This window comes from Novosphingobium sp. 9, from assembly GCF_025340265.1.
Classification (GTDB): domain Bacteria; phylum Pseudomonadota; class Alphaproteobacteria; order Sphingomonadales; family Sphingomonadaceae; genus Novosphingobium.
Genome location: NZ_CP022707.1, coordinates 2,286,077 through 2,303,815, shown reverse-complemented (window position 1 = coordinate 2,303,815; position 17,739 = coordinate 2,286,077). Strand labels below are relative to the sequence as shown.

Genomic DNA, 17,739 nt, shown 5'->3' with positions numbered 1-17,739 from the left:
TTAAGAAATGCCGTAAAATATGTGAGAATTTCGGCGCCAAGACAGGGACTAGTACCGACCTGGCGAAGGGCGGAGCAGTAAGGACTGCGCCGCCCTTTGCGGATTATTCCACCGTGACGCTCTTCGCCAGATTGCGCGGCTGGTCTACGTCGGTGCCCTTCACGCAGGCCACGTGATAGGCCAGCAACTGCACCGGTACGGCATAGACCAGCGGCGCGATCAGCGGGTGAACCTTGGGCATCTCGATCGTGGCGAGGCAACCTTCGCCCGCTTCGGCGATGCCTTCGGCGTCGGAGATCAGCACGACCTTACCGCCTCGCGCGCGCACTTCCTGCATGTTCGAGACGGTCTTCTCGAACAGTGGGCCTGACGGGGCGAGGACGATCACCGGCACTGCTTCGTCTATCAGCGCGATGGGGCCGTGCTTCATCTCGCCCGAGGCATAGCCTTCGGCGTGGATGTAGCTGATTTCCTTGAGCTTGAGCGCCCCTTCGAGAGCGAGCGGGAAGTCCGGGCCGCGCCCAAGGTACAGAACGTCGCGCGCCGGTGCGATGAGGTGCGCCATCGCGGCGATTTCCTCGTCGTGCTCCAGCGCGGCGTTGAGGCTGGCGGGCGTCTGCACCAGATGCTCGACGACGTGCATTTCCTCGTCGCGATCCATCCGCCCCTTGCAGACGGCGAGGCGCGCGGCGAGCGCGGCGAGCACGGCCAGCTGGCAGGTGAAGGCCTTGGTCGAGGCGACGCCGATCTCCGGCCCGGCGTGCGTGGGCAGCAGCAGGTCTGCCTCGCGCGCCATCGTGCTGGTGGGCACGTTGACGACGACAGCGATGGTCTGCCCGGCAGCCTTGCAGTGCTTGAGCGCGGCGAGAGTGTCCGCTGTCTCACCCGATTGCGAGATGAACAGGGCGAGGCCGCCCGCTTCCAGCACCGGGTCGCGATAGCGGAACTCGCTCGCCACATCGATGTCGACGGGCACGCGCGCGAACGTCTCGATCCAGTACTTGGCGACCATGCCCGCATAGAAGCTGGTGCCGCAGGCGACGATGGTGATGCGCTTGATGGCGGAGAGATCGAAATCGATCTGGGGCACGGCGATGGACTGGTCCACCGGACGCACGTAGCTGCGCAGGGTCTGCGCCACCACGGTCGGCTGCTCGTAGATCTCCTTCTGCATGAAGTGGCGGAAGTTGCCCTTCTCGATGGCGACGGCAGAGGCGCCCGAGGTCACGATCTCGCGGGTGACGGGATTGTTCTGTGCATCGAAGATCTGCGCGCCCTCGCGGGTGATGATCACCCAGTCGCCTTCTTCCAGATAGGAGATGCGCTGCGTCAGCGGGGCAAGGGCGAGCGCGTCCGAGCCGAGGTAGGTCTCGCCTTCCCCATATCCCACGACCAGCGGCGAGCCGAGGCGGGCGCCGATCAGCATGTCGGGGTGCTGGCGGAAGGCGATGGCGAGCGCGAAGGCACCGCGCAGCTGTGGGAGGACGGTCTTCACCGCCTCCTGCGGTGAGGCGCCGGCCTCGACCTGTTCGGACACCAGATGGGCGACGACTTCGGTGTCGGTCTGGCTCTCGAAGGTGCGGCCGCGCGATTCGAGGGCTTCGCGCAAGGGGCGGAAGTTCTCGATAATGCCGTTGTGGACGAGCGCCAGCTCGCCGGTCGCATGCGGATGTGCGTTGGCCGCGGTGGGCGCGCCGTGGGTCGCCCAGCGGGTATGGGCGATGCCGATCAGGCCTGGCGCAGGATTGCGCGCCAGTTCGGTGACGAGATTGAGCAGCTTGCCCTCGGCGCGGCGCCGGACGAGCTGTCCGTCATCGACAGTACACACGCCCGCGCTGTCGTAGCCGCGATATTCCATGCGGCGCAGGCCATCGACAAGACGCTCGGCAACATCTTCCTTGCCGACAATTCCGATAATTCCGCACATAGGGCCGTGTTTCTTGCTGCTCCGCGCCGGGGTGGCCGCGAAAGGGAAGGGGTAGGGCGCAAGGCCCGTTACAGCGGACCTTACGATCCGCCCCCTGCACCTGCAATGCTGTGTGAAGGCTTAACGGCCTGACGGGTCAGCCAAGAGGGGTGCGATTTGCCTTGCGACCGCCCTGATGGAATAGCGCGCCAACAATCACCAGCGCTATGGCGATCCACAGGGCATTGTTGCCTCGCGCGGCGGCGGCGTGGTCGCAGAAAATTCGCACCTCGAACAATGCCGAGCCCGGTGTGGTATAACAGCGCGTCAGTAACGTCCAGGCGAATACCGCGATACCAAGAACGGCACCGGCCCAGCAAAACCAGGCCAAAAATCGCAGGGCATCCTTGAACGAGATCGGCACGGGGTTGGGGCTCCGGCGTTGCGAATAGTGAAGGCCGCGCTGTTATCCGCCAATTCGTAACGTCCGGTAAATAAACCTCAATCGCCGTCGATAAAATCACCCAACGGTCCCAGTATCGAGCCTTCGCCACGCCGTTGACCGCCTGGCAGCGCGGCCGAAAGCATGCGTCCGGCAAGTCGCGAGAAGGGCATCGACTGGATCCACACCTTGCCGGGGCCGCGAAGACGGGCGAAGAATACACCCTCGCCGCCGAAGATCATTGATTTGACCGAGCCCGCACGGATCACGTCGAAGTCGACGCTTGCCGTCATGGCCGCCACGCATCCGGTATCGACGTGCAGTTCCTCGCCGGGGGCAAGCTCGCGCTCGACGACCATGCCGCCCATCTGCACGAAGACCATGCCGTCGCCATCGAGGCGCTGCATGATGAAGCCTTCGCCGCCGAACAGGCCGGTCATGATCTTCTGCTGGAAGTGGATGCCCATCTGCACCCCGCGTGCGGCGCACAGGAACGCATCCTTCTGGCAGATCAGTCGTCCACCCACGTCGGTCAGCCGGATCGGCAGGATGGTGCCGGGCACGGGCGCCGCAAAGGCAACGCGCGCCTTGCCGGTGCCGTGGTGGGTAAAGACCGTGGTGAACAGGCTCTCGCCCGTGACCAGCCGCTTGCCCGCGCCCAGCAGCTTGCCCATGAAGCCGCCGCCCTGCTGGCCCGAACCGTCACCGAACACGGTGGTCATCTCGATCGAGGCATCCTTCCACACCATCGCACCGGCTTCGGCGATGGCGCTTTCACCGGGATCGAGTTCGATCTCGACGAACTGGAGTTCCTGGCCCCGGATCTCGTAATCGACCTCATCGGCGTCGGTCGTGCGGCGGCTCTGGCCCCAGGGACTGTCGGACATGGAATGCTCCTAAACGGAAAGGTTCAGTTCTCGGCCTTTTCGGCTTTCTTCTTCTTCATCGCGTCGTGGAACGCGTCGGCCCAGCCGGGCTTGACCAGCTGTTCGCCGCGCACGATGCGCAATTCGCCGTCGCCGACGTCGCGCGTGACGGTACTGCCCGCCGCGACGATGGCGTCGCTGCCGATCTTCACCGGCGCCACCAGCGCGCTGTTCGAGCCGACGAAGGCCCGCTCACCGATCACCGTCTGGTGCTTGAAGTAGCCGTCGTAGTTGCAGGTGATAGTGCCCGCGCCGATGTTCGCGCCCGCGCCGATCGTGGCATCGCCCAGATAAGTGAGGTGGTTGGCCTTGGCGCCTTCGCCCAGTTGCGCGTTCTTGATCTCGACGAAGTTGCCGACCTTCGAGCCCTTGTGCAGCACCGCGCCGGGACGCAGACGCGCATAGGGACCGACCGAGACACCGCTTTCCAGCGTTGCGCCTTCCAGATGCGAGAACGCGTGGATCACCACGTTGTCGGCAACCGACACACCGGGGGCGAACACCACGTTGGGCTCCACCGTCACGTCGCGGCCCAGCTGCGTATCCCAGCTGAAGAACACCGTTTCGGGTGCGATCAGCGTGGCGCCGTCGACCATCGCTGCCTCGCGGCGACGCACCTGCCAGCGCGCTTCGGCACCGGCCAGTTCGCCCCGGCTGTTGATCCCCGCCACCTCATCGGGATCGTCGGTGGCGATCACCGCGCAGGGCTTGCCCTCCAGCGTCGCGACATTGACGATATCGATGAGGTAGTATTCGCCCTGGGCGTTGTCGTTGCCGACGCGGGCGAGCAGGTCGAACAGATCGGCGCTGCGGGCCGCCATAAGCCCCGAGTTGCACAGGCGGCAGGCGCGCTGTTCCTCGCTGGCGTCCTTGTATTCGACCATCATCGCAATCCGCCCGTCCTCGTGCGCGAGGATGCGCCCGTACTGGAGCGGGTCTGCCGGCTCGAAGCCCAGCACCACCACGGCAGGCGCATCCGCCTCGTGCAGGCGGGCGATCATCGCGCGCATGGTTTCGGGGCGCACGAAAGGCACATCGCCGTAGAGAATCAGCACGTCGCCCGCGAAGTCCGCCAGCGGCCCTTGCGCTTGCTGCACGGCGTGGCCGGTGCCGAGCTGTGGTTCCTGCACGGCGATCGTCGCGCGTGCGCCGAGCGCCTTTTCCAGCTGCTCGCGCCCGTGGCCTGCCACCACGACCTGCCGCTGCGGCGCCAGTTGCGCGGCGCTGGCCAGCAGATGCTCCAGCATCGGGCGACCGGCGATGGGGTGAAGCACCTTGTGCAGGTCGCTTTTCATGCGGGTGCCCTTGCCGGCGGCGAGGACGACGATAGCGAGCGGGGCGGTGTCCGTGGTCATCTTGTCCGTTTGCCAGCAAAGTGTTGCAGTTTCCATCCCGAGGTTGCACCACACCGGCAATGACTTCGTTTCCCTTTGATATCGTTGGTTTCGACCTCGACGGAACCCTGCTGGACAGCCATCGCGACCTTGCCGGTGCCGTCAACCATGCGCTGTCGCTGGCGGGGCGTGCACCGCTTCCCGACGATGCCGTGCGTGATCTGATCGGCGGCGGCACCCGCGCCATGCTGCACAAGGCGCTGGAGGTCACGGGCGGCCCTCTTCCCGAAGAGCAGATGCCCGCACTCTATGAGGCGCTGATGGTCTGGTACGAAGCGCATATGACCGACCTGTCGCGCTTTTATCCGGGCGCCGAGGCGATGCTCGACGATCTGGCCGCGCGCGGCGTGAAGCTGGCGGTCGTCACCAACAAGCTGGAACGGCTGGCGACGAAAATCCTCGACGATCTTGGTCAACGCCATCGTTTCTTCACGGTGATCGGCGGCGATACGCTGGGGCCGGGGCGCAGCAAACCCGCGCCCGATCTGCTCGACCTGATGATCGAGCGGGCAGGGGGCGGAAAAGCGGCCTATGTCGGCGACAGCAGCTTCGATACCGGCGCGGCGAAAGCGGCAGGGCTGCCCTGCGTGGTCGTCAGCTTCGGTTTCAACGATGGCGACCCCGCCGCGCTGGGCGGCACGGCGGTTATCGACGGGTTCGAGGAACTGGCGCCGGTATTGTCGAAGCTTTGAGATGCGGCATCGACCCTCGCCCCCCCGGCCTCCCGACGATAGTATGCTATGGGAGGCCGGGTGGGGGCGAGGGCTGGTGTCGATGAAATTCGCCTACAGCGAATTTCCAAACAGTCTCAATGCCCGAAGCTGTCGGCATCGACGATCTCGGCGTCGGGCTGGCCAAGGCCGTTCAGCGTTTCCATCTCGTCGTCCTTCAGCTCGAACTCGAAGACGTCGAGGTTCTCGATCTGGCGCTGGGGATTGCCGGACTTGGGCACCGGCAGGTAGCTGGACTGGATGTGCCAGCGCAGCACGATTTGCGCGGGCGTGCGGTCATGCGCCTGTGCGATGGCAGTGATGGCTGGATCGCCCAGCAGGCTGTCACCGCGGCCGATCGGGCTCCACGTCTCGGTGGCGATGCCGTTGCCTTCGTGGAAAGCCACGATATCGTCGCGGCGGCGATAGGGATCGAGCTGGATCTGGTTGAGCTGCGGGACATGGCCTGCCGCCAGCAGCTTTTCGAGATGCGGGATCTTGAAGTTCGAGGTGCCCAGCGCCCGCACCAGCCCCTGTTCGCGCAGCCGCTCCATGCCTTCGTAGGCCGCGACATAGCGGTCCTGATCGGGGTTGGGCCAGTGGATCAGTAGCAGGTCGATGTAATCGAGCCCAAGGCGCTTGAGGCTGGCCTTGCAGGCTTCCTGCACGCCTTCGACCGAGTGCCATTCGCGGTTGAATTTGGTAGTGACGAAGATGTCCTCACGCGGCACGCCGCTGGTGCGGATGCCTTCGCCGACGCTCTGCTCGTTCCTGTAGTTCTCCGCCGTGTCGATTAGCCGATAGCCCGCCTCGATGGCCGTGCGCACGGCGTTTTCAGCCTCGGCATCCTCCATCGGCCAGGTGCCCAGGCCCAGGCGAGGGATCTCGACGCCGTTGTTCAGGCGCTGGACGGGGGCGGAGGAAAGCGTGACGGTCATCTGGAGAGCCTCATCTTTTGCGATGCAACATGGCCGAGTTAAGAACCGGGTCTGCCATTGAAATGGATGCACCTGCATCTGTCTGCGAACCGTGCCCCCTTCGCGATAAGGCGAGGGAGGCGTGCGCGATGTCAGCCGGTCGGTTGGGGGACGTCCTTGGGGATCACCAATACCTCAAGTCCCTGATCGGGCATCAGATAGCGCTTCGCCATGGCTTCGACATCGGCTGGGGTGAGCGCGGAAAGGCGCTGTGCGGCCTGCTGGAAGCGGTCGATCCGGTCCGAGTGGCTCTGCGCGCGCCCGACCAGACCCAGCCATCCGGCGTTGGTCTTGAGCGCGTTCTGGAAGCCTTCGAGCATCGGCGCGCGGGCGCGCAGCAGCACGTCCGCACTGACCGGCTCGCTGCCCAGCCGGGCAACGACACGCTCGATCGCCGCCTTGGTTGCGGAGACATCGCCGACGCTGATCGAGGCCGAGATCGAGAAGGAGCCATAACCCTTCCAGTCGCGGGACAGGTCGCTGCTGGCGGACGGTGAGTAAGTCTTGCCCAAGGCCTCGCGCAGTTCGTCGGTGAGTTCGATGCGCATCACGCTTTCGAGCAGTTCGAGCTTCATCGCCTCGACCGGATCGGCATCGTCGCGGGTCGGCCAGGTGATCCGCATCAGCGCCTGATCGGCAGGGCCGGTGTGGCGCAGCACCCGCTCGGAACGATCCGCCGAGAACGTGCGCGGCGGCTGGTCGTTGTCCCGGAAGGCGTCTTCACGCTGCGGAAGGGCGCCGAAGGTCTTGGCGACAAGCGCAATGGCCTGATCGGCATCGACATCGCCGACAAGGCCGATCTCCACCGCGCCGTGCGCCAGCCGGTCGGAAATATCGGCCTTGAGCTTCGCAAAAGTCAGCGCGCGGTAGACCTCGGGCGCGAGCAGCGAGAAACGCGGGTCGTTGTCCGAAAGGATGTTGCCCAGCTTGGCCTGCATCTCCGACTGAGGAGTTGCGCCCATCTGTGCGAAGAAGGTGTTCACTTGCTGGTGATACTGGACCTCGCCCTCGGACCGATAGCCGGGATCGGTAACGAGTGCGGCCATCAGTTCCAGTTGCAGACCGAGGTCGCTGGGCGTCGTGGCAAAGCGCCCGTCGAACGAGGTGCCGCTGCTCCCCAGTGCCATACCCACGGTATGACCCGCAGTGATCGTGTCTAGCTGGTCGAGGCTGTGCTTGCCGAGACCGCCCTTGTCGAGATAGCTCATCATGTCGGTGGCGGTGGGATCGGCCTTCGTCTCCAGACGGTCGCCGCCGTCGATGGCGAAGCTGGCATAGATCTGGTCGCGCACCAGATCGGTATGCCGGATGTTCAGCATCACCCCGTTGGCGAAACGCACTTCGCGAATGCCGAGGCGAGGATCGACGTGATCGCTGACCACGGTGCCAGGCGTGCCGAAATCGGTATAGGCGAAGGGGACATCGGTCTGCGCGGCGTCGGACCCGAGCGGCGCGTGAAGCGCTGCGCGCCATGTCTGGCGCAGCGCCTTTTCGCCGCCTGCGGGCGCGGTACGTCCCTGGAACCGAATCAGTGGATCGGTCAGCGGCAGGGCTTCGCGCTTCAGGGCAGCGAGTACGGCGTCGGGGGTGATCTTCGGGGCGAACGCCCGGAAGCGGTCGAGTACCGACTGCGGCGTGGTCGCCACCTTGCGATCGTCGATCAGCGCTTCGGCCGCGCCGACGAGTGCGGCGTTCGAGCGGGTGGATGAGGCTGCGGCCGCGTTTTCCAGCTGCGTGCGGATATTGGCGACCTGTTCGGCGACTTCGGACGGTTTGAACCCGTTCTCAAGCGCGTTGTGGTAACTTTGTGTCGCGCTCTCCAGCCCCTTTTGCCACCCACCGTCAACGGTATCGACGATCAGGCGCGTGGATCGGGCGGCCTCGAACACGTCTCCGGTGCCGAAGCCTGCGCCCTTGAACGGAGCATCCGCACGCCGGGCGATGCTCTGGAGACGGCGGTTGACGATGGCATAACCAATAGATCGTAAAAGGTTTTCCTCGCGCTGGGCAGCGCTGTCTGGCTCGTCCATCCATGGGCCGTTGCGCTGGATCGTCACCCGCTCGGACAGCGCCGGGTCGAGATAGATCGACGTGCGCCCCTTGCTCTTTGGCGAAACCGGTCCGCCATCGGGCTGGAGTTCAACCGGGGCTGCCCGCCAGTCTCCGAAGCGCGCCTTGATCTGGGCAATGACGGCATCGGTGTCGAAGTCTCCCACGACGATCAGCGTGGCGTTTTTCGGCACATATTCGCGGCGATAGAACGTATAGAGCGACTGCGAGGTGGCGGCATCGAGCGTTGTTTTGAGGCCGATCGGAAAGCGTTCGGAAAAGCGCGATCCGGGATAGAAGAAGCGCGTGGCATCCTGCGTGCTGCGATAGGCCCAGGTGTTGCGATCACGCATTTCCGACAGCACCACGCCGCGTTCGCGTGCCACGGCATCGGGGGCGAACGTCAGGTTTCCGGCGGTCTCGCGCATAAGCATCAGCGCGGTGCCGAGCAGTTTCGGATCGGCGCGCGGCAGGTCCAGCTTGTAATTCGTCCGGTCGAAACTCGTCGAGGCATTGGTGTCCGCCCCGAAGGCGAGGCCATCGCGCTCCAGCAGCGGGACCATCTGGCCTTCGGGCACATTGGTCGATCCGTTGAAGGCCATATGCTCGACGAAATGCGCGAAGCCCTGTTCGCTGGCCGTCTCGTCGAACGAGCCCACGTTCATATCGAGCCGCACCATCGCGGTGCCCGCGGGCATGGCGTTGTGCCGCACCATGTAGCGCATGCCGTTGGGCAGGCGGCCATAGCGCCAGTCGGGATCGAGGGGGAGATCGCTGCTCTCGAAGGCCCAGCTTGCCGGATCGGGCTTGGCAGCACGCGCGAGAGAACTCGCCGGAACCGGTAGCGTGTGCGCGGAAATCTGCGCGCAGCCGGTGAGCAGGAGGGCGGAGAGCGAGAGTGTCGCGAAAGTCTTTGCAGGCATCCTGCGGAGAAGATTTACCCGCAAGTCGCTAAAGCGCAAGGAGAAGGGTTCGCAATAGCGAGGGGGTGAGAGCGGTCCGGCCCGACAATCGCCATAGTACGACCGGCAGGCCTCGCGCGCTGGTGCGCGCGAGGCCTGCGATCAGATTACTTGCCGCGCAGCTTGCGGTGCTTCGACAGGTCGAGCACTTCGCTGGGGCCGTTGTCGTCCTGCAGCAGGCCAAGGCGACGGGCGACTTCCTGATAGGCTTCCTCTTCGCCGCCGAGATCGCGGCGGAAGCGATCCTTGTCCAGCTTCTCGCCGGTGTGCATGTCCCACAGGCGGCAGCCGTCGGGGCTGATCTCGTCCGCGAGGATCACACGGCTGAAGTCGCCGTCCCAGATGCGACCGAACTCAAGCTTGAAGTCGACAAGGCGGATGTCGATGGCGGCGAACATGCCGCACATGAAATCGTTCACGCGGATCGCCATCGACGAGATGTCCTGCATCTCCTCGTTGGTGGCCCAGCCGAAGCAGGCGATGTGCTCTTCGGCGATCATCGGATCGCCCAGCGCATCGTCCTTGTAGTAGTATTCGATCAGCGTGTGCGGCAGCATCTCGCCCTCGGGAATGCCGAGGCGCTTGGAGATGGAGCCGGCGGCCACGTTGCGCACCACGACCTCGATCGGGATGATCTCAACCTGACGCACCAGCTGCTCGCGCATGTTGAGGCGACGGATGAAGTGGTTGGGAACGCCGATGTGGTTGAGGCGCGAGAACACGTATTCGCTGATACGGTTGTTGATCACGCCCTTGCCCTGGATCGTGCCCTTTTTCTGGGCATTGAAGGCAGTCGCATCGTCCTTGAAATACTGGATGATCGTGCCGGGCTCGGGGCCTTCGTAGAGGATCTTGGCCTTGCCTTCGTAGATCTGGCGGCGACGGGACATGCGCTTCGTCCTTGAACAGTGAACACGGGCGTTCGAAAAGAGCGGTATCCCCGGTGCCGGGCCGCATCGCTGCGAGGACGGAAGGGCCGGGGTATTCCGGCGCGCATATAGTGCAAGCCGGTGCAAAAGCAAATCGCGCATGGGATCGGGCGATCCCATTGCGTGGTTATCGCCGGGCATGGGACGCAAGGCAAGCGAGAGGCGGGTAAAAGAGGTGACGATGGTGGAAGTGGAAAGCCTGACCGGCACGCAGATCGCGTCTGCCATCGCGGATCTGGCACGGCTGCGCATCGCGGTCTTTGCGGCGTGGCCCTATCTCTATGAGGGCGATCTCGCCCATGAGAGCGAATACCTGCGCGAATTTGCAGCATCGCCGGGCGCGGTGCTGGTAGTGGCAAGAGCGGGCAGAGCGGTCGTTGGGGCGGCGACGGCGGCGCCGATGGCGGGGCAGAAAGCCGCGTTCAGCGCACCGTTCCGGGAGGCCGGGCTCGATATCGAACACCTGTTCTATTTCGGCGAATCGGTCCTGCTGCCATCCTGGCGCGGGCAGGGCGTGGGCCATGCCTTCTTCGACCATCGCGAACGGCATGCACAGGCGAACGGCGCGCGGATGGCGACTTTCGCAGCCGTGGAGCGACCGGTCGATCACCCTGCGCGTCCCCAGGACTACGTGCCGCTCGACCGGTTCTGGACCGGGCGAGGCTACCGGCGCGAAGATGCGCTCAGCACCACCTTGCGCTGGAAGGACAAGGGCGAGAGCATCGAAAGCGAAAAGCCCATGCGCTATTGGTTGCGCCGGTTCTAGGCGGCGCGGACAGACGTCTGCTGAATGGCTGTTATGGGTGGGAGGCGGTCATAGCCCTCTCCCCTTCAGGGGAGAGGGTTGGGAGAGGGGAGCGCGCGGCCTAACCCCTCTCAACTACGGCTAGGCAGCAAGCTGCCAAGCCTTCGTTTCTCTCCCCTGAAGAGGAGAGAGGAAGCGTCCGCAATGGGGCCCCTTACAGACCATCCGAGTTTACCCATGCGATTTCTACGCAAGCTTGCCGAGCAGCCCTCTCGCTCCCGCCAGAACTTCGCGCCAGGTGCGCGCGAAATCGCGGGGCTCACCATAGTAGGGATCGTTGACATCGCGGCCCGCCATTCCCGGCACGTGATCCATCAGCATCGAGAGATTTGCCGTGCCGTCGTCCGGGGCCAGACGTTGAAGGTTCGCAAGATTGGACCGGTCGAGCGCCACGATGTGATCGAAGCGATGGAAATCCTCTGTCGTGACCTGTCGTGCGGCATAGTGCGAAATATCGATGCCGTGCCGGGCTGCTTCGGCAATGGAGCGCGGGTCCGGCGGATTGCCGACATGCCATGCGCCGGTGCCGGCTGAATCGATATCGAGCGTCAGTCTGGCTGCGAGAGCTTCGTGCTGCATCGCCGCCTCGGCCAGCGGAGAACGGCAGATGTTGCCGAGACAAACGAACAACACGGCAGGCACGGGATTGGCCATGATCTGCCTCCTATCGCTTCAGGCGCATAGCGTCAGGCCACCTTCTCGGTGCATTCTGCGGCAAGCTGTTGCAGCATCGCCCGCACGTCGGCAGGGAGGAAAGGTTTTCCGAGCATCGGGCGGTCGCGGTGCGCTTCGGGCAAGTGGTCGCGGTTGTAGCCGCTGACGAAGGCAAATGGCGTGCCCGCCTGCGCGAGCTTGTCGGCGACGATATCGACCCGTTCACCGTTGAGATTGCCGTCAAGCAGCGCGACCATCGGTGGGCGGGCCGCGATCATCGACAAGGCCTGTTCGCAGGACGAGGCCGGGCCGATGGCGATGCCGCCGTGATCCTCGATCTCCATGGTCAGTTCCATCGCCACCAGAGGTTCATCCTCGACGACGAGGACGACGATACCTTCCGTGGAGCAGGATACCGGAGAAGGGGCGGGGTGGGGAATGGCGGGCATCGCAGGCAAGGCGGGTATGGCCGGAGCGGCAGACGCAAGCGGAGCGATTGCCGCGGCGGAAGCGATCTCCGGTAGTGGAAGATGCATCGTCCATACCACGCCTGACGGCAGGAACTGCGCCTCGATCCGGGCGCCGTCAGACGCCATCGAGCGCTCGATCAATGTCGACCCGAAGCCGCGCCGCTCCGGCTGGCTTATCTGTGGGCCGCCGCTTTCCCGCCAGACCAGATGCAGTGCGCCGCTTTCCAGCGACCAGTCGAGATGGACGATGCCGCTGTCGTTTGAGAGCGCGCCGTACTTGTGCGCGTTCGTGGTCAGCTCGTGCAGGATCAGGGCGAAGCGCAAGGCGACTTCGGGCGGCATGTCGATGTCGGGACCTGACAGGTGCAGGCGATCCTCGCCCAGCGCACCGATGGCGACCTGATCGGCGATCAGGTTGCGCAGGCTGGCGGGCGCCCATGTCGTGTCCGAGAGCGAGGAATGCGCGCGGGCGAGCGCCTGCAAGCGGCCATTGAACGCCTCGTGAAAGTCGCTGAGGCCGCTGGCGTGGCGAAGACCCTGACTGGCGATGGCCTGAACGGTCGCCAGCGTGTTCTTCACCCGGTGGTTGAGTTCGCCAATCAGCAGTCGCTGCGTCTGTTCCGCCTCATGCCGCTCGGTGACGTCGAGCATGGCGACAGTCACGCTGGCCGGGCGCGAGCCGGTGGGAGGAAGCGAGGAGCAGTACCATTCGCCCAGCCTATCCTTGCCGTCGGCCCGCAGTATGTGCTGGTCGATCCGGGTGCGGTCGCTGTGCGGCCCCATCAGGGCGCGGAACCGCCCGGTTATCGTCGATCGGTCCTCGCTGCGCAGGAACGGCGCTTCGGCAAGGTGCAGGCCTAGCATATCGGCCTCGGTAAAGCCCAGCAGGCGTTCCGCGCTCTTGGCCCAGCGCACGATACGCAGGGATTCGTCGATTTCCAGCACCGCGAGCGGCGAGTTGTCGCCATGCGCGCGGGTGCGGCTGAGCGCCATGCCGAGTTCATCGCGCTGGCGAGCGATTTCCTGCCGCTGGCGCGCCAGTTCGACAAAGACCGCAACCTTGGAATTGAGCACATGCAGGTCGAGCGGCTTGAGCATGTAATCCACCGCGCCCGCCTCGAAGCCGCGGAAACGGCGGCGCTCGTCGGTGGCGACGGCGGTGAGGAAGATGATCGGCACACCGCGCGTGCGCTCGGTCCCGCGCATCAGTTCGGCAAGCTCGAAGCCGTCCATCTCGGGCATCTGCACGTCGAGCAGCGCCAGTGCGAAATCCTGCCGCAGCAGCAGTTCCAGCGCCTCCATGCCCGAGCGTGCGGTGACGAGTTCGACGCCCGGCTGGTCGAGCCCGGCCTCCAGCGCGACGAGGTTCTCGCGGATATCATCGACCGCGAGAATGCGGATCGGTTCACTCTGCAAAGGCGGCCTCCTGCGTATCGAGGGCGTTGCGGCGGTAGATCTTGTCCTGCGGGGCGAAGTCGTTGAAACGGCGCGCCTGATCGGAAAAGTGGATGGTCTCCTTGGAGCCCAGACCCAGGAACCCGCCGCGCGGCAGCGAGCGGGCGAACAGGTCCAGCGCGCGGTCCTGCAAGGTGCGGTCGAAGTAGATCAGCACGTTGCGGCTGGAGACGAGCTGCACTTCGGAAAACACCTCGTCGCTGGCGAGGTTGTGGTCGGCGAAGACCGCCCGGCGGCGCAGTTCGGGCGAGAAGCGCGCCATGCCGTAATTGGCGGTGTAGTAGTCCGATAGCGATCCGGTGCCGCCTGCCTCGATATAGTTGCGCGAAAAACCGGCGATACGCTCGATCTCGTACATACCGCCCTCGGCGCGCGAGAGGGCGCCGGGGTTGATGTCGGTGCAGTAGAACATCGTGCGGTCCGACAGGCCCTCTTCGTGGAAAAGGATCGCCAGCGAGTAGAATTCCTCGCCATTGGCGCAGCCTGCCACCCAGACCTTGATCGTCGGCCATGTACGCAGGTGAGGGATCACCTTCTCGCGCAGGGCCTTGAAGTAGGTGGGGTCGCGGAACATCTCGCTGACCTGAATGGTCAGGTAGCCGATCAGCGTGGTCAGACTGTCGGCATCGTGCAGCACGCGGTCGAGCATCCGCGACATCGTGGGATAGCCGAAGTGCGTCTGCGCACGCTGCATTCGCCGCAGCAGCGAGGGGCGCGAGTAGTCGCGGAAATCGTACTGATACCGACGCCAGATCGCCTCGACCAGCAGGTCCAGCTCGATGTCCTCGATGGTCTCGCCCGCGCGCATCAGCGGGGCATCCAGACGCGCACGAGGCTGAGCAGCTTGTCCACGTCGAGCGGCTTGGACAGATAATCGTTCGCACCGGCCTGAAGGCATTCCTGATGATCGCGCGCCATGGCCTTGGCGGTGAGCGCGATGATCGGCAGCCCGGCACGGCGCGGGTCCTTGCGGATTTCGCGCATGCAGGTGAGGCCGTCCATTTCGGGCATCATCACGTCCATCAGCACAAGGTCGATGGGCGAACGTTCGCCCCGTTCGGTTCTGGCCAGCTCGTCCAGCGCCTCCACGCCGTTGCGAGCGATTCGGACCGCTACGCCATGCGGTTCGAGCACGGCGGTGAGGGCATAGACATTGCGGATATCGTCCTCGACGACAAGGATCTGGCGGCCTTCCAGCGCGGAGTCCCGGCCCAGCGAGCGTTCGATCAGCTGGCGTTGCTCGGGCGGCAGGTCGGACACCACCTGATGCAGGAACAATGAAACCTCGTCGAGCAGCCGCTCGGGGCTCTTGGCGCCCTTGACGATGATCGACTTGGAATAGCGCCGCAGCCGCATCTCCTCTTCGGTAGACAGGTCGCGGCCGGTGTAGACGATCACCGGCGGGAAGCCGAGCCTGTCGTCGCCCGAGAGCTTTTCCAGTAGGTCCAGCCCGGACATATCGGGCAGGTTAAGGTCCAGCACCATGCAGTCGAAGGTCTCGGTGCCGAGGCGCTCAAGGCACTCGGCTGCGCTGGAAGCGGCGACCGTCTCGACATCGCGGGTGGCGAGAAGATGGTTCACCGCCTCGGCCTGCATCGCGTCGTCCTCGACCACCAGAACCCGGCGCAGGCGCTGCTCCATGCGGGCTTCCAGGCCCTCCAGCATATCGACCAGCGCGTCGCGGCTGACCGGCTTGAACAGATAGCCGACCGCACCGCTGGCCAGCGCGCCGTGATCGTCATGGTCGGCGGAGACGATGTGGACCGGAATATGGCGCGTGCGAATGTCGCGCTTGATCCGGTCCAGCACCGAAAGACCGGTGTGGTCGGGCAGGTGCATGTCGAGGATCACGGCATGGGGCAGATATTGCCGCGCCAGCATCGCGCCTTCGTCTGCGGTTCCGGCGATCAGGCAGTGGAAGCCGACTTCGTGCGCCAGATCGCACAGGATGCGGGCGAAGGCCGGATCGTCCTCGACCACCAGAATGATGCGGGAATCGCCGGAGAGCGCTTCGCGGTCATCCTTGGGGACGTTGCGTGGAGCGATCCTGTGGATCGCGGCGCGGGGGTGGCAGCTGACGGGCGGATCGTTTCCTGTTGGCGCACCGGCGCCTGTGCGGCCTCGCGGCTTCCTGCAAATGTGCAGGGAAGCGTCAGCGTGAAGGCGCTGCCCTTGCCGGGTTCGCTTTCGAGCGAGATCTGGCCGCCGAGAAGGCGGGCCAGCTCGCGCGAGATCGAGAGGCCAAGGCCGGTGCCGCCGTACTTGCGGGCAATGCCGCCGTCGGCCTGCCGGAAGGCCTCGAAGATCGCCTGCTGCTGCTCGGGCGCGATGCCGGGGCCACTGTCACGCACGGTGAAGGCGAGCGTGTCGTTCCCGGTGCTGCGGATCGCCAGTTCGACAGAACCGGCATCGGTGAACTTGAGCGCATTCGATAGAAAATTCTTGAGGATCTGTTCGAGGCGAAGCGGATCGGTCTCCAGCGAGGCTGGGGCCTCCGGCGCAACGCTCATCGTCAGGTTCAGCCCCTTGCGCTCGGCGCCCGGCGCGAACGTGTCACGCAGCTTGGCGAGCAGCGTGGCCAGCGAGGTCTCGTGCAGATCGAGGTCGATGCGACCGGCCTCGATCTTGGAAATGTCGAGCACGTCGTTGATCAGGGCGAGCAGATCGTTGCCCGCCGTCTCGATGGTCTCGGCGAAGCGAACCTGCTCGCCCGACAGGTTGCCGCTGCGGTTGTCCGCCAGCAGCCGCGCCATGATGAGCAGGGAATTGAGCGGGGTGCGCAATTCGTGGCTCATGTTCGCAAGGAATTCGGACTTGTAGCGGCTGGCCTGTTCCAGATCGTCAGCCTGCCCGCGCAGACGCGATTGCGCGCGCGCGAGTTCGTCGCGCTGGGCTTCGAGCGAGGCGGTCTGTTCTTCGAGCTGCGCGTTCGAGCGTTCGAGTTCGGCCTGCTGCTGTTCCAGCTCGGTCTGCGAATCGAGCAGCTGTTTGCTCTGCGCTTCCAGTTCGTCGTTGCTGGCGCGCAGTTCCTCGCTCTGGGCCTGTAACTCTTCGGCCTGGTTCTGCGTTTCGGCCAGCAGGTGCTCAAGGCGCGAGCGATATTTGGCGGAGCGCAGGGCAATCCCGAGAGGTCCGCCTACAAGGTCGAGGAACTCGGACACGTCCTCGGGGCGAGCGTTCGGCTGATCGAGAAAGCCCAGTTCGATTACCGCATTCACGAAGCCGTCGACCTGCGCGGCACCGATCACCAGGGCACGAGGCACCGCGCGCCCAAGCGCGCTGCCGATTTCGAGGTAGCCTGCCGGAACATCGGCAAGATGGATGGTATTTCCGGTGCGGATGACCTCGCCCAGCAGACCGTCGTCCGGGGATGTTGTACGCGGGATGTTCGCATCCTGCGGTACGCCGACGGTAGCGATGCGGCGATACTGGCCGTCTTCATGGGCGAACAGAGCCCCGGCACTGGCCCCGAACTGTTCGGCAAGGAAGGTGATGGCGCGGTGGCCCAGTTCGTCCAGCGGGACTTCACCGGCCATGGTTCGGGCCAGTTCGGCTTCGGCTACCCGCAGCGCCTGTGCATGGCGGTTGCGGTTGCGGTAGTGAATGATCGATGCACCGATGATGGCGACCAGCACGTTGGTCGCGCCAGAGAGTACCCGGTTCATGATCGCGATCGAGGCGGCAACGCCGTCAGGTGCGTAAAAATAGGCTAGCGTGACGCAACCAAGTCCACCGATTGCAGTAGCTATCGGCGCTACCGGACGTTTGCCTGCGTAGGCGATAACGGTGGGCAGGAGATAGAGGACGCTCACCCCGGTGCCGAGCGGCAAGGTGATGTCGGTCAGAAGACAGAGCCCCAGGATCAGTGGCAGGGCAAAAGCGAGAAGAATCTGGGAATTCGGTCCCTGGGATGACGTCATCGGTACTCTCGCGGGGAACGGCCGCAGGCGCGCGCGGGCTGCGCCCCCCGTGCGCGCAAAGCCCCGATTTGGGGCAATAACCGACAAGTTTCGGAAAGGTTCCGCATTTTTGCTCGCAGTTGCATTATTTCTCGGCCGTT

14 protein-coding genes are annotated in these 17,739 nt (G+C 64.8%); 2 read left to right on the top strand and 12 right to left on the bottom strand.

Features of this window, described 5'->3' with window-relative positions; all coding sequences use genetic code 11:
- Positions 1–103: 103 nt before the first annotated feature.
- From glmS to glmU, 4 genes are all read right to left on the bottom strand, one after another.
- Positions 104–1,927, bottom strand: coding sequence for a glutamine--fructose-6-phosphate transaminase (isomerizing) (glmS, locus tag CI805_RS11250; RefSeq protein WP_260923304.1), 1,824 nt, complete (start codon positions 1,925–1,927; stop codon positions 104–106).
- A 136-nt stretch (positions 1,928–2,063) separates the two neighbouring features.
- Entirely contained in the window at positions 2,064–2,330 is a 267-nt protein-coding gene (locus CI805_RS11245; RefSeq protein ID WP_260923303.1) for a hypothetical protein, read from the bottom strand.
- Positions 2,331–2,407: 77 nt separating this feature from the next.
- Positions 2,408–3,235 (bottom strand): TIGR00266 family protein, encoded by an 828-nt coding sequence (locus CI805_RS11240; protein ID WP_260923302.1) that lies wholly within the window; start codon positions 3,233–3,235, stop codon positions 2,408–2,410.
- A 23-nt stretch (positions 3,236–3,258) separates the two neighbouring features.
- Positions 3,259–4,629 (bottom strand): bifunctional UDP-N-acetylglucosamine diphosphorylase/glucosamine-1-phosphate N-acetyltransferase GlmU, encoded by a 1,371-nt coding sequence (glmU, locus tag CI805_RS11235; RefSeq protein ID WP_260923301.1) that lies wholly within the window; start codon positions 4,627–4,629, stop codon positions 3,259–3,261.
- A gap of 59 nt (positions 4,630–4,688) precedes the next feature.
- On the opposite strand from glmU, the gene CI805_RS11230 reads away from it, so the two are divergent.
- On the top strand, positions 4,689–5,360 hold the full coding sequence (locus CI805_RS11230; RefSeq protein ID WP_260923300.1) for an HAD-IA family hydrolase: 672 nt from the start codon (positions 4,689–4,691) through the stop codon (positions 5,358–5,360).
- 116 nt (positions 5,361–5,476) lie between these two features.
- Here CI805_RS11230 and CI805_RS11225 read toward each other — a convergent pair whose 3' ends face one another.
- The 3 genes from CI805_RS11225 to purC form a co-directional block, all read right to left on the bottom strand.
- A complete protein-coding gene (locus CI805_RS11225; protein WP_260923299.1) occupies positions 5,477–6,316 on the bottom strand; it encodes an aldo/keto reductase in 840 nt (279 codons plus the stop codon).
- Between the two features lie 131 nt (positions 6,317–6,447).
- Positions 6,448–9,327 carry a M16 family metallopeptidase gene (locus CI805_RS11220; protein ID WP_260923298.1) on the bottom strand — a complete coding sequence of 960 codons (2,880 nt, stop codon included), beginning with the start codon at positions 9,325–9,327 and terminating at the stop codon, positions 6,448–6,450.
- 146 nt (positions 9,328–9,473) lie between these two features.
- On the bottom strand, positions 9,474–10,256 hold the full coding sequence (gene purC, locus CI805_RS11215) for a phosphoribosylaminoimidazolesuccinocarboxamide synthase (RefSeq protein WP_260923296.1): 783 nt from the start codon (positions 10,254–10,256) through the stop codon (positions 9,474–9,476).
- A gap of 178 nt (positions 10,257–10,434) precedes the next feature.
- Between purC and CI805_RS11210 the strand changes: the two genes are divergently transcribed.
- Positions 10,435–11,061: a GNAT family N-acetyltransferase gene (locus CI805_RS11210; protein WP_409934888.1), complete on the top strand. Its 627-nt coding sequence runs from the start codon at positions 10,435–10,437 to the stop codon at positions 11,059–11,061.
- 225 nt (positions 11,062–11,286) lie between these two features.
- Here the strand turns inward: CI805_RS11210 and CI805_RS11205 are convergent, their stop codons facing one another.
- Genes CI805_RS11205 through CI805_RS11185 form a run of 5 tightly spaced genes read right to left on the bottom strand, consistent with a single transcriptional unit; the run spans position 11,287 to position 17,599 of the window.
- Positions 11,287–11,754 carry a low molecular weight protein-tyrosine-phosphatase gene (locus CI805_RS11205; protein WP_260923295.1) on the bottom strand — a complete coding sequence of 156 codons (468 nt, stop codon included), beginning with the start codon at positions 11,752–11,754 and terminating at the stop codon, positions 11,287–11,289.
- Positions 11,755–11,786: 32 nt separating this feature from the next.
- Positions 11,787–13,640 (bottom strand): response regulator, encoded by a 1,854-nt coding sequence (locus CI805_RS11200; RefSeq protein WP_260923294.1) that lies wholly within the window; start codon positions 13,638–13,640, stop codon positions 11,787–11,789.
- Positions 13,630–14,487: a CheR family methyltransferase gene (locus tag CI805_RS11195; RefSeq protein ID WP_260923293.1), complete on the bottom strand. Its 858-nt coding sequence runs from the start codon at positions 14,485–14,487 to the stop codon at positions 13,630–13,632. Before CI805_RS11195 ends, CI805_RS11200 begins: the two co-directional genes overlap by 11 nt.
- Entirely contained in the window at positions 14,487–15,659 is a 1,173-nt protein-coding gene (locus CI805_RS11190) for a response regulator (RefSeq protein WP_260923292.1), read from the bottom strand. The genes CI805_RS11195 and CI805_RS11190 overlap by 1 nt, the downstream gene beginning before the upstream one ends.
- A complete protein-coding gene (locus CI805_RS11185; RefSeq protein ID WP_260923291.1) occupies positions 15,587–17,599 on the bottom strand; it encodes a GAF domain-containing sensor histidine kinase in 2,013 nt (670 codons plus the stop codon). The genes CI805_RS11190 and CI805_RS11185 overlap by 73 nt, the downstream gene beginning before the upstream one ends.
- Positions 17,600–17,739 lie beyond the last annotated feature (140 nt).

Bases quoted from the DNA above. Each gene is read 5' to 3' on its own strand.
- glmS (WP_260923304.1), bottom strand. From the start codon at position 1,927: ATGTGCGGAATTATCGGAATTGTCGGCAAGGAAGATGTTGCCGAGCGT.
- CI805_RS11185 (WP_260923291.1), bottom strand. From the start codon at position 17,599: ATGACGTCATCCCAGGGACCGAATTCCCAGATTCTTCTCGCTTTTGCC.
- CI805_RS11240 (WP_260923302.1), bottom strand. From the start codon at position 3,235: ATGTCCGACAGTCCCTGGGGCCAGAGCCGCCGCACGACCGACGCCGAT.
- CI805_RS11210 (WP_409934888.1), top strand. From the start codon at position 10,435: ATGGGACGCAAGGCAAGCGAGAGGCGGGTAAAAGAGGTGACGATGGTG.
- CI805_RS11220 (WP_260923298.1), bottom strand. From the start codon at position 9,327: ATGCCTGCAAAGACTTTCGCGACACTCTCGCTCTCCGCCCTCCTGCTC.
- CI805_RS11205 (WP_260923295.1), bottom strand. From the start codon at position 11,754: ATGGCCAATCCCGTGCCTGCCGTGTTGTTCGTTTGTCTCGGCAACATC.
- CI805_RS11195 (WP_260923293.1), bottom strand. From the start codon at position 14,487: ATGCGCGCGGGCGAGACCATCGAGGACATCGAGCTGGACCTGCTGGTC.
- glmU (WP_260923301.1), bottom strand. From the start codon at position 4,629: ATGACCACGGACACCGCCCCGCTCGCTATCGTCGTCCTCGCCGCCGGC.
- purC (WP_260923296.1), bottom strand. From the start codon at position 10,256: ATGTCCCGTCGCCGCCAGATCTACGAAGGCAAGGCCAAGATCCTCTAC.
- CI805_RS11225 (WP_260923299.1), bottom strand. From the start codon at position 6,316: ATGACCGTCACGCTTTCCTCCGCCCCCGTCCAGCGCCTGAACAACGGC.
- CI805_RS11230 (WP_260923300.1), top strand. From the start codon at position 4,689: ATGACTTCGTTTCCCTTTGATATCGTTGGTTTCGACCTCGACGGAACC.